The 15,885-nt window shown below is 51.4% G+C and carries 8 protein-coding genes; 2 read left to right on the forward strand and 6 right to left on the reverse strand.

Annotation, left to right across the window (positions count from 1 at the left end; all coding sequences use genetic code 11):
* Positions 1-171 precede the first annotated feature (171 nt).
* Both CHB92_RS09430 and purU read left to right on the forward strand, forming a co-directional pair.
* Positions 172-3,117: an FAD-binding and (Fe-S)-binding domain-containing protein gene (locus CHB92_RS09430; RefSeq protein ID WP_089318954.1), complete on the forward strand. Its 2,946-nt coding sequence runs from the start codon at positions 172-174 to the stop codon at positions 3,115-3,117.
* 234 nt (positions 3,118-3,351) lie between these two features.
* On the forward strand, positions 3,352-4,191 hold the full coding sequence (gene purU / locus CHB92_RS09435; RefSeq protein ID WP_089318955.1) for a formyltetrahydrofolate deformylase: 840 nt from the start codon (positions 3,352-3,354) through the stop codon (positions 4,189-4,191).
* An 89-nt stretch (positions 4,192-4,280) separates the two neighbouring features.
* Here the strand turns inward: purU and CHB92_RS09440 are convergent, their stop codons facing one another.
* From CHB92_RS09440 to nirB, 6 genes are all read right to left on the reverse strand, one after another.
* On the reverse strand, positions 4,281-5,774 hold the full coding sequence (locus tag CHB92_RS09440; protein ID WP_089318956.1) for a rubredoxin: 1,494 nt from the start codon (positions 5,772-5,774) through the stop codon (positions 4,281-4,283).
* Positions 5,775-5,789: 15 nt separating this feature from the next.
* Positions 5,790-9,314, reverse strand: coding sequence for a nitrate reductase (locus CHB92_RS09445; protein WP_089318957.1), 3,525 nt, complete (start codon positions 9,312-9,314; stop codon positions 5,790-5,792).
* A 178-nt stretch (positions 9,315-9,492) separates the two neighbouring features.
* A complete protein-coding gene (locus CHB92_RS09450) occupies positions 9,493-10,857 on the reverse strand; it encodes an MFS transporter (RefSeq protein WP_179222999.1) in 1,365 nt (454 codons plus the stop codon).
* 59 nt (positions 10,858-10,916) lie between these two features.
* Entirely contained in the window at positions 10,917-12,206 is a 1,290-nt protein-coding gene (locus CHB92_RS09455; RefSeq protein ID WP_245842416.1) for an alginate export family protein, read from the reverse strand.
* Between the two features lie 206 nt (positions 12,207-12,412).
* On the reverse strand, positions 12,413-12,772 hold the full coding sequence (gene nirD, locus CHB92_RS09460; RefSeq protein WP_089318958.1) for a nitrite reductase small subunit NirD: 360 nt from the start codon (positions 12,770-12,772) through the stop codon (positions 12,413-12,415).
* Positions 12,773-12,824: 52 nt separating this feature from the next.
* Positions 12,825-15,329 carry a nitrite reductase large subunit NirB gene (nirB, locus tag CHB92_RS09465; RefSeq protein ID WP_089319071.1) on the reverse strand — a complete coding sequence of 835 codons (2,505 nt, stop codon included), beginning with the start codon at positions 15,327-15,329 and terminating at the stop codon, positions 12,825-12,827.
* Between the last annotated feature and the right edge of the window lie 556 nt (positions 15,330-15,885).

Below are 15,885 nucleotides of genomic sequence, written 5' to 3' on the forward strand. Positions count from 1 at the left end.
CTTTAACACACCCAGTGCATCATTAGTCAGGTGTAAAACAAATAGCAGAAAAGATTAACAAAGGCACAAAACACTACCCGTACATTTCGTCTTGTTTATACCAGCTTTCCTGCACTTATCAGAGGCAATTTTGGTTGCTCTTCTTGAAAAGCCGGTACAGCGTTTACTTATATGAACCCAGAAAAACTGCAACACCTTGCCGGGCAACTGGAAGGGGAGTTTTATTTCGATAATACCATGCGTACGCTGTACGCAACCGATGCCTCCGCTTACCGCGAAATGCCTCAAGCCGTTGCGTTTCCGAAATCGGCTGCGGATATCAAGAAACTGATCGCTTTTGCACGCCAGGAAGGCACTTCCCTTATTCCGCGTACGGCCGGCACTTCCCTGGCGGGGCAGGTAGTAGGCAACGGTATAGTTGTGGACGTGTCGCGCACCTTTACACAAATACTGGAGGTAAACCCGGAGGAAAATTGGGTACGGGTGCAGCCAGGCGTTATCCGCGACGAGCTTAACCTTTTCCTGAGGCAGTACGGCCTTTATTTCGGACCGGAAACCTCTACGGCCAACCGCGCCATGATAGGCGGAATGGTGGGGAACAACTCCTGTGGCTCAAATTCGGTGGTGTACGGCAGTACGCGCGAACATACGATCTCCGTGAAAGCGATTCTAAGCGACGGTACCGAAACGGAATTTGGACCACTAAGCCAAGCGGAATTTGAAGCCAAGTGCCGGGGAGAGAATACTTCCGGAGAGCTGGAAACACGCCTCTACCAGGCCACGAAGGCTATGCTATCGCATACTCCTACCCAGGAAAACATCCGCAGGGAGTTCCCAAAGCCCAGCATTGAGCGCCGCAATACCGGCTATGCCATTGACTTGCTACTCGAAACGGAGCCCTTTACACCAGGAGCTGCGATCTTTAACTTTTGTAAACTGATCGCCGGTTCTGAAGGCACACTAGCTTTCCTGACCGAGATCAAACTGCACGTCAACCCGATCCCACCAAAGGAAACAGGTCTATTGTGCATCCACTGCCATAGCATCGACGAGTCCCTGCGGGCTAACCTCGTGGCGTTGCGCTACAAGCCGAGCGCCAGTGAACTCATGGACCACTACATCCTGGAGTGCACCAAAACAAACATAGAGCAAAGCCAAAACCGCTTTTTTGTAAAGGGCGACCCTGGAGCTATTCTAGTGGTGGAGCTAAGAGCAGACACGATAGAAGAAGTAGCGCAACAGGCACAGGCCCTGGTGCGCGACCTGGAAGAAAATCAACTGGGCTACCATTATCCGCTGGTAGTGGGGCCCGACACCAAAAAGGTATGGAACCTGCGTAAGGCAGGCCTCGGGTTGCTTTCCAACATCCCGGGTGATGCCAAGCCGGTCGCTGTGATTGAGGATACGGCGGTAGACGTAAATGACCTGCCGGAGTTTATCCGGGAGTTTAACCTGACGCTGGAGCAATATAATCTGTACTGCGTGCACTATGCCCACGCGGGCAGCGGAGAACTGCACCTGCGCCCCATCATCAACCTGAAGACCGAAGAAGGCAACAAGCTCTTCCGCGATATTGCCACAGAGATTGCCCACCTCGTGAAAAAGTACCGGGGCTCGCTGAGTGGTGAGCATGGCGACGGGCGTCTGCGCGGGGAATTTATCCCCTTTATGATCGGGGAAGACAACTATAAACTGGTAGAGGAAGTGAAGCGCGTGTGGGACCCGGGTAATATCTTTAACCCAGGTAAGATCGTGAACACCCCTTCCATGAACACCTACCTGCGCTATGAACCAGGACAGGAGACACCGGAGTTTGACACCGTGTTCCGTTTCAACCAGGCAGGAGGCGTGCTGCGGGCAGCCGAGCTTTGCAATGGCTCCGGCGACTGCCGCAAAACGCATCTGACGGGTGGTACCATGTGCCCGAGCTACATGGTAACGCGCAACGAAAAAGACACGACCCGAGGCAGGGCCAACATGATGCGTGAGTTCCTGACCCGTTCCGACAAAGAGAACCGCTTCGACCACCAGGAAATCATGGACACCATGCATACCTGCCTTTCCTGCAAAGGCTGTAAGTCAGAGTGCCCTTCTAACGTGGACGTGGCCAAGCTGAAAGCAGAGTTCCTGCAACACTACTACGATGCCAACGGCGTTCCTTTCCGCACCCGTATGGTAGGCAACTTCACGAAGGCGAACCAACTGGCTGCCATGGCGCCGGGTGTGTACAACTTCCTGTTTAAAAATACCACAACAGCTGCCATCGCCAAGAAAATGATGGGATTTGCTCCGAAGCGGACTATCCCGCTGCTCCAGGAAACTACCCTGCGTAGCTGGTTCAAGAAGCATCAAAAGCAAAAAGGCCGCAACGGACAGACCAAGGCTAAGAAGAAAGTTTATCTCTTCTGCGACGAGTTCACGAATTACAACGACACGCACATCGGCAAGACTGCTGTGCTATTGCTGGAGCGCCTGGGCTTTGCGGTAGAAATTCCAAAGCATGAGGAAAGCGGCCGTACTTATCTATCTAAAGGTCTGCTGCGGGAAGCAAAAAAGCTGGCGCAGAAAAACGTGGCTTTACTGAAAGATATCGTATCCAGTGAGACACCATTGGTGGGCATAGAGCCCTCCTGCATCCTCTCCTTCCGTGATGAGTACCTTGATCTGGTAGATGCTGATCAGGAAGAAGCGGCAAAAGCCCTATCCATTAACAGCCTGCAGTTCGATGAGTTTATCGCACGCGAGATCCTCAGCGGTAACATTGATAAGGGTTTGTTTAAAGACGAACAGCGACTGATCAAGCTGCATGGGCACTGCCACCAGAAAGCATTATCTTCTGTGCTGTACACGCAGCAGATGCTTACGCTCCCTCCCAACTACAAGGTGGAGGCCATTCCATCGGGCTGCTGTGGCATGGCCGGCTCTTTTGGCTACGAGGAAGAACACTATGACTTGTCTATGCAGGTGGGCGAGTTGGTACTGTTTCCAACGGTACGGCAACAACCGGAAGAGGTCATTATTGCCGCTCCAGGAACAAGCTGCCGACACCAGATACACGATGGCACCGGCCGAAATGCCCTGCACCCGATTGAGGTGCTGTATAATGCTTTAAGGTAAGGCACAGAACAGAAGAGCTTTACCTGCTTCAGGTTCTCAACTGACATAAGTAAGAGAGACGAGAAACCGAGCCACGCCAGTTGAACACTTGCGGTATGTAAGGGAGTAAGCTGGACTCTAGAAGAAGATTCCCCTCCTTGGAGGGGCTAGGGGTGGGTTGTACTGATTCAAAAAGCCTTGCTCTAGTTCGAATATCCTTGTTATAGACAAGGTAGCTTCATGTAACTGATACCTATGCTATCAAACATTCTCCTGATCAACTGCCCGGACCAAAGGGGGCTTGTTTTTAAAGTCACCAGCATTTTGTATAACAAGTACGCCCTGAACGTCATCCGGAATGACGAGTTTGTGGAAAGAAATTTCAATCACTTCTTTATGCGAACCGAGTTCTCCGGCGAGTTTGACCGGGAGGAGTTGCTGAAGGAACTGTATGAGGTATTACCTGAAGACGTAGAGATAAAGCTCACCGACAAGCGCAAGAAAGACATTGTCTTACTGGCTACAAAAGAGCATCACTGTCTGAGCGACCTGCTTATCCGCCACGCTTTTAACGAACTGAACGCGAACATCCGCTGCGTGATCAGTAACTATGATGTGCTGGAAGAGCTAACAAAAAAGTTTGATGTACCCTTTCACTTTATCAGCCACGAGGGTATGAGCAGGGAAGCACATGAAGCAGCCATACTCCAGACTGTGCAGCAGTATACCCCGGAGTTTGTGGTACTGGCCAAGTACATGCGCATTTTATCGGGTGATTTTGTTTCTCATTTCACGAATCGTATCATCAATATCCATCACTCTTTCCTTCCGGCGTTTGTAGGTGCTAACCCTTATGCACAGGCGTATGAGCGAGGTGTTAAAATTATCGGAGCTACCGCCCATTTCGTGAACAACGATCTGGACCAGGGGCCTATTATTGCGCAGAGTGTGATTCCTGTTGATCATACGCACAGCGCCAGGGAAATGGCACAGGCGGGGCGCGATGTAGAGAAGAACGTGCTGGCTAAATCCCTGAGACTTGTGTTAAACGAACAAGTATTCGTCTACAGAAACAAAACGATCCTTTTCGAATAAGCACCTATCATAAACAAACTGCCTTTATGGACAGCGCAGGCGAGTGCTGGTGCCCGGAAAAAATCTTTTGAGACTACCGCTCGCTGGACTTACCCTACTGTCGATCGTTGCAGTTCTACCAGCACAAAGTTATCTTTCGAGGCCTCACAGGTAGGGCAGCTATAACCCTGTAGAGTATCAAAGGATGTACCCGCGACAATACCGTTGAACTCGTCTCCATACCTTTCGTCATACACAGTAAAGCAGTGCTCGCACTGGTATACTACATGCCGTACCTGCTCTTCTGCATCACCTGGCTTCTCTTCCTCCAGGTATACGGCACTTGCCATTAAGGCTGGCTGACTCTGGAGCTCATAAAAATAGTTGCATAGCTCGATCAGACAAGCGCTGAGTGCTGCTCTGCTTACGTCCTTCCGGTAGCTCACAAAGTCCTTCGAATTGGGATTAAACTCCCGGGTATGCAACACCTCAAACAGCTCGGTGCCGGAAGCTAACTGCTGCACATCCTGTTGCTGTGTTCGGATAATGATGGAGCCGAACAAGCCTGTTTTAGGCTGCGTTTTGATGGCAAAGCACAAGCGGTATGTTCTCACGTCTTCTTCGTTGAACTTCCGGACGAGGTAGTTCTTTAGATCGAGGCCATAGGCACAAAGATCCTCTACCTGCCAGTTCAGTTCGTTGGAAGCGTGCCGCACGTTGATCCGGTGCTTGCACAGCACAAGGTCCCATAAGTCACGCTCTTCTAACCCAATGCCTTTCACAATAAGCGATTTCCAGGGAGTTGTGTATAATTGCCCAACCCGGGTTTTGAGGCACAGCTTGCACACATCTTTTAGAAAAGCCACCTGGAACAGCTCGTCCCGACGGTAAATACCCAGCCACAGTTTATTGCCATAGCGGTTAAACCCCTCGTAGTAGGGCAACTTAAAGTCCGGCAACTTAAGTGCTTCCACCATGGGCTGCTGCACAAAGTTGGCACTGGCGCTTACCAGGCTGTACAATTGGCTGCCATCGATTGTAAGTTGATCGTAGAACTGCTCTTTGTTGGCAAAAACAGTTCTTTCGATCGCACTGCTCAGATCAGCTATGTCTTCTGAGTAAACAAGCGAGGGCCATAGGTAGATGCTGTTTGTTTTCGGGAAACGGATGTACAGATACCAGTAATTGCTGGTGTCCGAAGCGATGAAGTTAAGATTACCGGTAAAGAAAGGGAAGAACGTCTGGTCATTATCCACCACATTGATCTTCAGCTGTGGCCTGTAATCAAACAGGTCAAGGATATCTTTGTAAACGCCTTCCCTGAGCCAGTCGGCGTGGTAAAACACGTCTTCAATGGCATAAGAACTGATGATGTTGGGATGTACATCGGCATTCAACTCGAAGATGATATCTGCCGCGATAAGGTCCTGCTTCAGCCCCTCCAGTTTTTCTTCTGCCACGCTGAAGAACACCTGTTGCCGGTTCCCGAAACGGACGTTCTCGACCTCTGCTTTCTCAGCAGCTTGTAAAATATCCAACAAATCGCCCGCTGACACGATGCCCCCGGGCAGGTTGATTTTGATGGTATGGCTTTTAAGCGTCATGTGTCTTCCTGTTTTTTATCCTACCTGCTCCAGTAAATCCAGCTTTAAGCTATCGTCCAGTATCTGCTTCACTTCCGGGCGGCATGATCCACAGCCTGTTCCTGCCCCTGTAGTGACACAAAGCTCCTTAAAGTCTGTACAGCCCCCCGCAATCTTCTGCCGGAGGTTTTCGCTGCCCACGTTGTTACAGCTACACACCAGCCTGCCCAGCACGGGTTCTGCTTTACTACCACTCCGCAGTAGCTGCAGTCGCTTTTCGCTGAGCTCTATTTTATTCGAGATAAGCTCCCGGTACTCCTGAAACTCGCTTTTATCACCTATCAGGATAGCGCCCACCAACCTGTCCTGGTGAATGATGCACTTTTTATAATAGCGCTTGGCTTTATCGATAAAGACAATCTCTTCATAATTCTCATTATCCGGGCTTTCTGGCAAGCCGATGCTGCACAGGTCGAAACCATGGATCTTGATGATGTTCATGAAAGTGCTGCCCTCGTAATAGCTGGCAATGTCGCCGCTCAGGTACCGGGCCACCACATCCGCCTGTTGTTCGGCAGCGGCTGTGATACCGTAAAGCACCCCCTCAAACTCGGCAATCTCGCCGATCGCGAAGATGTTCGGATCGCTGGTCTGCAGCCTCTCGTTTACCAGAACTCCTCGCTTGCACTCCAGGCCGCATTCACGGGCCAGCTCCAGGTTTGGCACGGTACCGATTGCGATGATCATGGCATCGCAGTCGATACGATGGCCGCTTTTCAGGCCGACCCCGGTGAGCTTAGACCGGCCATAGTACAGCTGCACCTCATCGTTAAAATAAAGATCGCAGCCCTGGTCCACCATTTCTTCCTGCAGCAACTGACTCCCCAGCGGGTCCAGTTGCCGGTCCAGGAAACGGGAAATACGCTGGATGATGGTCACTTTGGTTCCGATCTCCCGCAGCGAGGCAGCCATTTCCAAGCCCAACAGACCTCCGCCAACAATTACGACATTTGCGTTTGCCGGCAGGTGGCTCTTAAAGTTATCCGCATCGGTGCGGCTGCGCATGGTAAAAATGCCAGGCAGGGAGGGCACATGCTTTGGCATAGCCGCACGACTACCGGTCGCCATAATCAGGACATCATATTCCGTGCGTACTCCTCTCGAGTCGACCACAAATTTGTTTTCCCGGTCAACCTTCTCCACGCTCACCCCCCGGAGCAGGCGGATGTGGTAGTCCGGCTCTTCGGAGTCTTTCATCTTCACGAGCTGCTCCCAGCGCTGTTGTCCGCTGATGTAGTCAGGCAGCATCACCCGGTTATAGAACGGAAAGTCCTCTTTGCTGAAGATCGTAATTTCGTCGATCTGATTTAACGCACGGTAAGACTTCACAAAACCATAGGCTCCAGCCCCTGCTCCTACTACTACGATGCGCTGGAAAGGCTTTTTATATCTCTCGACCCGAACGGCGCAGTATTTAAAATCAGGCTCTTTGGAAACAGGGTCCAGTAGTTCACTGGTCACATTGTTGGCGCGGTTAAGGTCGCTACCCAGTATTTTACCCCAGTGCATGGGCAGAAACACGACACCCTGCTTAATGTTTTCCGATACCTTCGCCTTTACCCGCACCTCCCCTCTTCTGGAGCTAATTAAGGCCATCTCCCCCTCTGTTAACTGCAGCTGGGCAGCATCGGCAGGATGTATCTCCAGGAAAGCCTGGGATATATGCTTTTTGAGCTTGTTGACCTTGCCCGTCTTACTCATCGTGTGCCACTGGTCCCGGATACGGCCGGTGGTTAAGATCAGTGGATAGTCCTCGTCCGGCTGCTCGCTTCTAAAGTCAACAGGCACCGGATGAATAATGGCCTTTTTGGAGGGGGTGTAGAAGATTTTGTCTGAGAATAACCTTGGGGTACCTGCTGCCCTCTCCCCGCTTGGGTAGGGCCACTGCACCGACCGCTTTTCTTTTAGTACCGCATAGCTTAGCCCGGAAATATCGATGTTTGTACCTGCCGTTAACCGCGCATGCTCCTGGTAAATCTCGGAGGCACTGGCATAGTCAAAGCCCTTGTAGCCCATTTTCCGGGCAAAGCGGCAAATGATCTCCACGTCCGGCAATGCTTCGCCAGGGGCATCCGTTATTTTGTTCAGGTAGGTGATGCGGCGTTCTGAGTTGGTCATAGTGCCTTCCTTCTCCGTCCAGGCGGCAGCCGGCAAAATGACGTCGGCATATGACAGTGTTTCCGGTTTGTTGCTGATCTCCTGCACCACCACAAACCTGGCCTTCTTCAGCCCTTCTTCCGCCATACGGGCATTCGGCAGGCTGGTCAGCGGGTTAGAGCAAAGGATCCAGATAGCCTTTAAACGGCCATCGTTCAGAGCCTCGAACATTTCGGTGGCGGTAAGGCCCGGCTTTTCAGAGATGGCTGTTCCTCCCCAAAACTTTTGCACCTCTTCGCGGTGTGCCGGGTCGTTCAAGTTACGGTGCGCCGCCAGCAGGTTAGACAGGCCGCCCACTTCTCTGCCTCCCATGGCGTTGGGTTGGCCTGTCAGGGAAAAGGGGCCGGAGCCGGGTTTGCCAATGTGCCCGGTGATAAGGTTCAGGTTCAGCAGGCTCAGGTTTTTGTTTACGCCAATGGCACTCTGGTTCAGGCCCATCGTCCACATAGAGATAAAGCCTTTTGCGTTGCCAATGTATTTGGCCGCCAGCCTGATATCCTCCTCGCTCACCCCGCAGATCTCTGCTGACTTGCCAAGCGTTCGTTGGAAAACCACCTCCCTGTACTGCTCAAAACCCTGCGCATGATTACGGACAAAGTCTAAATCAATGTCTCCGTTCTCGATCAATACCCGACCAATGGCATGATTCAGGACAACATCAGTACCCGGGTTCAGCTGCAAGTGCAGATCTGCTATGGCACAGGAGTCTGTTACCCGCGGGTCCACCACGATAATTTTCACATCGGGGTTAGTAGCCTTATGCGCCTCTACTCTTCTCCAGAGAATCGGATGGCACCAGGCCGGGTTTGCCCCGGTTACATAGAAGCAGTCAGCCAGCTCGATATCGTCATAGCAGATCGGAACACTGTCCTCGCCCAGTGCCATCTTATAGCCGGCTACCGCACTGCTCATGCACAGGCGGGAGTTGGTGTCGATGTTGTTGCTGCCAATAAAGCCTTTGATCAGTTTATTGATCACATAATACTCTTCCGTGAGGCACTGTCCTGAGGCATAAAAAGCGACCGACTCGGGTCCGTACTTCTTGATAAAGGTGCTGAACACAGCGGCTGTGCGCTGCAGGGCCTCCTCCCAACCGACGCGTTGCATCGGCATGTTCTTGTTGTAGCGCATCTGCGGATAAAGCAGCCGGTCACGCTTATCGTTCACCGTGTACTGCAGGTTCATCCCTTTACTGCACAACATGCCTTTGTTTACAGAATAGTCTTTGTCACCCTCTACGGTCACCGTTCCATTCTTCTCTTTCGAAACCACTACCCCGCAACCTACACCACAATAGCAACAGGTGCTGGTAAAGGTGTCTTTATATTGAGTGTTTACAGACATTGTGTTATCCTGTTATTGGGGAAACGGTTTAGCTTCCCTTTTGGGTGGGGAAGATGGCGCTGCTGGCAGGCTAGATTAGGTGAGTTAGACTAGTTTAGTTAACCAGCAGCCTTCCATCCTCCCGTTCCTTTTAAGTTAAATTATCATGGCCAGTTTACTGCGCGCAGCAGGCCATCCCCTATCTTACTCCCTGTGCCTGGTAAGCCGGCTCTGCGACTGTTATACCCTCTTTCTCCGCGAGCAGCGTCTCCATCTCGGCCTGCGCTTCGCGCTCCATGGCTGGTGAGAATCTTACCAGCAAGGTCAGCACAGATGTACTGGCTACAACCAAACCGATGATGAAGAGGGCCTCCGGGTAAGAAAGGCCATCTACCTTGAACAGGAAGCCTGCCGCCACGGCACCAGCGTTACCGCCGGCACCCACGATGCCCGACACAGCCCCCATAGCTTTCTTGTTGATGAAAGGCACCACCGAAAAAGTAGCTCCCTCCGACATCTGTACAAACAAGCTGAAAACAATCATGGCCAGGATAGAGAGCGGCAGAACCGTCATCTGAGAGAAGAGCAGGAGTGCAAGTCCCTCTACCAGTATCACAGCGCCCAGGAACCATACCCTCCCGGAGAGGCCCCAGCGAATCCCGGCCTTGTCTCCGAAAAAGCCGCCCAGGGTACGGGCAAAGATGTTCATCAACCCAAACAGGCCGGCAATCAGACCGGCTGTTGCCAGGTCGAGGGAGAAATAGTCGTGGTAATAGATGGCGGCAATATTGTTGATGGTCAGTTCAATACCGAAACAGGCTCCGTAGAGTACAAACAAAGCCCACACGCGGTAGTCCGATGCTGCCTTCCAAAAGGGTACCGTGTCTTTTTTCTTTTTCGCGGCCGCCACATCCGATAGCTCATCCAGGTTTCCTGCCGGTGAGTCTTTTGTGTACCGGTAGTACAGGATACCGCAAAGCATCATAGCTACCCCCGGTACTACCATGGCATAACGCCAGGCCTGGGCCTCGACAAAGCCTAGCCCAACAAAAGCGGCAAAGATCAACGGCATCACCATTTGAGTAACCCCTCCTCCCAAGTTACCCCAGCCTGCCGTGGTAGCGTTGGCCGTACCCACCACGTTGGGTGCAAACATGATCGTGGTGTGGTACTGGGTAATCACAAAGGAAGCCCCGATCACCCCAATGGCCAGCCGGAAGATCAGGAAGGCTTCATAGCTACTGCTAAGCCCGATCCCCATAACTGGCAGGGCACCCAGCACAAGCAGGCCAGTATAAGCGACACGCGGCCCGATTTTGTCGCACAACCAGCCAATGGCCAGGCGCGCAATAACCGTAATGGCCACTGAGGAGATAATGATGTTCCCGATCTGGTCTTTTGTAAGGTCCAACTCCTCCCGAACCACGGCCATGAGGGGAGCAATGCCAAACCAACCAAAGAAGCACAGGAAAAACGCAAACCAAGAAAGGTGGAAGGTCCGCATGTGGATCGTCTTTAAGCTAAACAGTTTAATCGAAGTTGCTTTTCCTTTAGATGCTTTCATAATAATATTCGTTTAAGGTGAGATGTTTGTTGGAAGGGTGGTATTACCCTTGGGTGCAGCTACTGCTTAAATAAAACAGGCTTAAAGGTGAGCATCACCCAGGCCCATTGGTTAAAGCTCTTCCCAGTCTTGCCCTTCAGGGCTTCCATCGATTCGGTGGCATAGAGTTGGGAGTAGCCAGCCTTCAGGTTAAAATCAGGGCTAATGTTCCGGTTGTACACCAGATCCAGTTCTTCCCCAAGCCGTGATGCAAGTTCTCCTTCGCCCTCTACCGGGCTGTACACTGTAGCGGGAGACACGAAGCGGTGCACCTGGGCAAGCAATGTGCTCTTCTGCCCTAGCTTAAAGTTTGTTTTCAGGTACAAGTCTGCCAGGCCAGCCGTACGGCCGCTCTGCCCGTGGTTATTCCCCACATAGAAATAGTCCATCAAGCCGTAAAAGGCATGGTTGGTCCCATAGAGCGGCACAAACGCCTTGTTCCGGGGGTCACTGGCTTCAGAGCCAGACAGGTAATCCGCACCTATGGTCAGGGGACTAAACCGGGTGACGAAAGTGGCGCTGATGGCTGCCAGGTAAGCGTTTACCCTTGTGCCGGCAGCATCTTTTCCGCCCTGGTAATAGAGCTCCCCACCCAGCCTTAGCAAGCCTATGGTTTTCTCCCCGAGTACACCATAGGTCTGGCGGAAGAAAACGGTGGAGTCAGATGCCCGCTGGCGGCCGTCATTAAATAACAGTCCGGAGAACTTTGCCTCGCCCCATTCCTTGTGCAGCCAGAGGTACTGCATGGTCTTGTAGTTGTCTATCCCCCCGTAGAAGGTACTGGTTAGTTTTGCAGGCTCAAAAGGAACCTGTTGGTTAAAGGCAGCTCCTGCATGCACCGCAAACCCTGTGGTGTCGGCATACATAAACCGGACAGCATCGTGGCTGCGCCCCTGCTGTGCCCAGTCCAGGTTGCCCAGGAAACGGGCATTGTCGTAGTCCAGCTCCTGCCGCCCCACTCTTACAGCCCACCTGGGTGTAAGCTGGTACTCGCCATAGGCTTCATACACGTTAAAGAGGCTGGGGTCAGCCTTGTACACCTGGCTGGTGTGGCCCCACACGCGCACGTCCTGCAAGGCCAGGCGCAGCCGGAGCTTATCGGACTGGTAGTTGGCGTTGAGCCGTGACCGCTGCTCTATAAAAAACGCCGGAGACTCTTCTTCTGTCCGTACTGTCTTAAAGCCATCGCGAAACTCTGCCCGCGGCCTTATTTCAGCGGATAAGCTGAACTGCGCAAAGGACAGTTCGGACGAGGCCAGCAGAAGGCCGGTTGCCAACAGTAGGGTCTGAGTAAAGTTTCTTCCGTTCATGTGTTACAGCTTAAGGGTTGAAATAAATCCTATGTTATGGTGATGAATAACCTTACAGCAAAGTGACACTATTCTTAAAGGATCACGATGACCTTCATCAACACAGGGTTAGGCTGAAGTCATTTGACTTTTACATGTTTAGCTGTATCAGATAATTTGGATGAGGAAGTCTTGCAGGCTAGGCTTATGCCGCATCAGAAGTTACCCTACTCGATGCCAATAAACACCTTGTCGCCCTCTACTTTGACAGGGTAGGTCTTAAGCTGGTAGTCCTCGCCGGTAAGGCACTCACCGGAAAGAAGGGAGAAGGTTTTCTTATGAAAGGGGCAGGCGACCTTAGGCTCACATGTATCGCCGGTACTGCCGATCATGCCTCTGGATAAGACCATCTGCTGTTTATGCGGGCACATGTTTTGGGTAGCGTACCATTCTCCGCGACGGCTAAAGTTGTACAAGGCAATCTGCTCGTTCCCCACTTTCACACATCCTCCCCCATTCTGCGGGATGTCGTCTGTTTTACAAACCAAGACCCACTGAACTGCTGCTTCTATTACTGCTGCTTCCATAAACTTGTATGTTATAAATTGAATTTGTCTTAAGGTTCTTTCTCTTCAGGAGTTACCAGTCCTTCGCCTTCACCTGCTCACGCATGGTGTCAAAGGCAACGTTGGGGTCTTTCTCTTTCGGGGCATTCACGAAGTGCGCGAACTGCTTGCGCAGGTCTGGGCTTTCCACCACCTCTTTCCACTCGCAGTGGTAACTGCTTACCAGGCCCTGCATCTCCGCTTCCAACTGCTTGTTAATGCCCAGACTATCGTTGATGATCACGTTCTTCAGGTAACTCATGCCGCCTTCCATTTTATTCAGCCAGGTAGCAGTGCGGGTAAGGGCATCAGCCGTATTGATGTAAAACATCAGGAACCGGTCGAGGTATTTGATACAGGTCTCTTTGTCAATATCGGTGGCCAGCAACTGGGCGTGTTGCGGTTTGGAACCGCCATTGCCGCACACATACAGGTTCCAGCCCTTTTCGGTGGCGATGATGCCGAAGTCCTTTGACTGCGCCTCTGCACACTCGCGCACACAGCCGCTTACGCCACCTTTTATTTTGTGTGGTGCCCGGATGCCCCGGTAGCGCTCCTCCACTTCAATGGCAAAGGATACACTGTCGTGCAAGCCAAAGCGACACCAGGTGCTGCCCACGCAGCTTTTTACCGTGCGCAGGGCTTTCCCATAGGCGTGGCCGCTTTCAAAGCCGGCGTCAATCAATTCGCTCCATATATCTGGCAGGTCACTGAGGTGCGCCCCGAACAGGTCAATGCGCTGGCCGCCTGTAATCTTCGTGTAGAGGCCGTATTTTTTTGCCACCTGACCAATCACAATGAGTTTGTCTGGTGTTATCTCGCCTCCCGGAATGCGTGGCACCACCGAATAGGTACCGCCTTTCTGTATGTTGGCCAGGTAGCGGTCGTTGCTATCCTGTATGGTATGCTGCTTCGCGATCACATCGTTCCAGAGGCTGGCCAAAATACTGGCTACCGTTGGCTTGCAGGCCTCACAGCCATCTCCTTTCCCGAAGTGGTCTAAGGCATCATCGTAAGTTCTGATGTTATTCAGCTTGAGCAGGTCGAACAGCTCCTGACGGGAATACTCGAAGTGCTCGCACACCACGTTCTTGATGTAGGTACCGTTGGCTTTGAGTGTCTCGTGGATGAGGTCTTTTACCAGTGGCACGCAGCCCCCGCATCCGGTGCCGGCTTTGTTGCACTTCTTCATTCCCTCCACGCTCGTCACGTTCAGATCCGTCACGGCACTGCAAATGTCTCCTTTCGAAACGGCTTCACAGGAACAGATCAGCGCCTCATCCGGCAGGCTTACCACGCCCGCTCCCGCATTGGCTTCGCCTCCTCTGGCGCCTAAGATCAGGTCTTCGGGGTTTGGCGGCAGCACAATCTTGTTGTTCACCGTCTGCAGCAGGATGTTGTAGGCATCTGCATCGCCAATCAGCACGCCGCCCAGCAAATGTTTGCCATCATTGCTGATGTTGATGCGCTTGTACACCCCTTTGTGTGTATCCTCAAAAACAATGGATCTGCTATCAGGCTCCGTTACAAAAGGATCACCGAAACTGGCCACATCCACACCGATCAGCTTAAGCTTTGTACTCATGTCATAGCCGGTAAAGGCTCTTTCGCCGGCACAAAGGGAAGTGGCCACTACCTCGGCCATTTCGTAACCAGGTGCCACCAAACCGTAGATCATGCCATCATAAAGGGCACATTCGCCGATAGCAAAGATGCTTTCATCGCTGGTCTGCATTTTCTCGTTCACCACAATACCGCCGCGCGTTCCAGTCTCCAGCCCTGCCAGCCTGGCCAGTTCATCGCGGGGCCGTATACCGGCTGAGATCACGAGCATGTCCACATCCAGTGTGGTATCGTCGGCAAACTGAAGTCCTTTGATATTGTCGTGCCCCAGGATGCTACTGGTGCTTTTGTTCATGTGTACCTTCAGGCCCAGCGATTCCAGTTTCGCCTGCAGCATGGCACTACCGGCTGAGTCGATCTGCCGGGGCATTAACCTTGGTGCAAACTCAATAACATGTGTCTCTTCCAGGCCCAGGTCAATGAGTGCTTTCGCTGCCTCCAGCCCTAAAAGCCCGCCACCCAACACAGCTCCTTTTCGGGAAGTTTTGGCGTAACGCTGAATCAGGTCGAGGTCTTCGATGGTGCGGTACACAAAGACCCCGTCTTTCTCCACACCAGGCATTTCAGGCACGAAAGCAGAAGATCCAGTGGCTAACACCAGGTAATCATAGGGCTGCGAAACACCTTTCTGAGAATGTATTGTTTTTTCAGTGCGGTTAATCTCCGTGATAGTGTCACTAAGGTGCAGCGTGATGTTGTTCTCCCGGTACCACTCCAGCGATGACATCGCCAAATCATCTGCCGACTTACCGTTGAAGTACTCGCTCAGATGCACGCGGTCATAGGCGTGGCGGGGCTCCTCCCCAAAGACAACGAGGTTGTAAGCGCTGGTCTTTGCGAGCAGTTTCTCACAAAACTTGTAGCCTACCATACCATTCCCGACTACCACTACTGTTTTGGGTTCTTGCAGAGACATGTTCATCATTTTCCTGATTTTATTAAAAGGACCGACCCTACAAGGGTAAGAGACTTTAGGAACCATTACTCTAAAAGCAGCATACAAGACAATTATGACCTTATACTTTTACCATGCTTTCAATCAAACTTATATATCATTACTAACTTTTCAAAAACTTAGATATGCATTGCAATAGTCTTAATACTCCGACTACTTTTTTAGTTTTTAACAATTCTAACAAACCTTCCCTGTTCAAGCGCTTTTTATTGAACTTTTTTAATGACAAAAACTTTAAAAATATTTTTTAATTTTTTTACACCCCCCTTAAATATACATACCCACCAACCTAAATAAGCATATTAATTACTATACACCCCCTTTAAAACAAAGCATTATGAAACATTTTAACCTATTTTACCTCTACAACCCCTTAAAACAACAACACACACCAACAATCACTCATACTTGCGTAATAATTGAAATTATCAAACAAATCAGAAGTTAAACCATGAGTGAGTAACTAATCAACAGGAGTATCAAACAGAACAAGATTTGTCAAGGGCGTTCTATGTTA

It is taken from the genome of Pontibacter ummariensis (assembly GCF_900188175.1).
GTDB classification, from domain to species: domain Bacteria; phylum Bacteroidota; class Bacteroidia; order Cytophagales; family Hymenobacteraceae; genus Pontibacter; species Pontibacter ummariensis.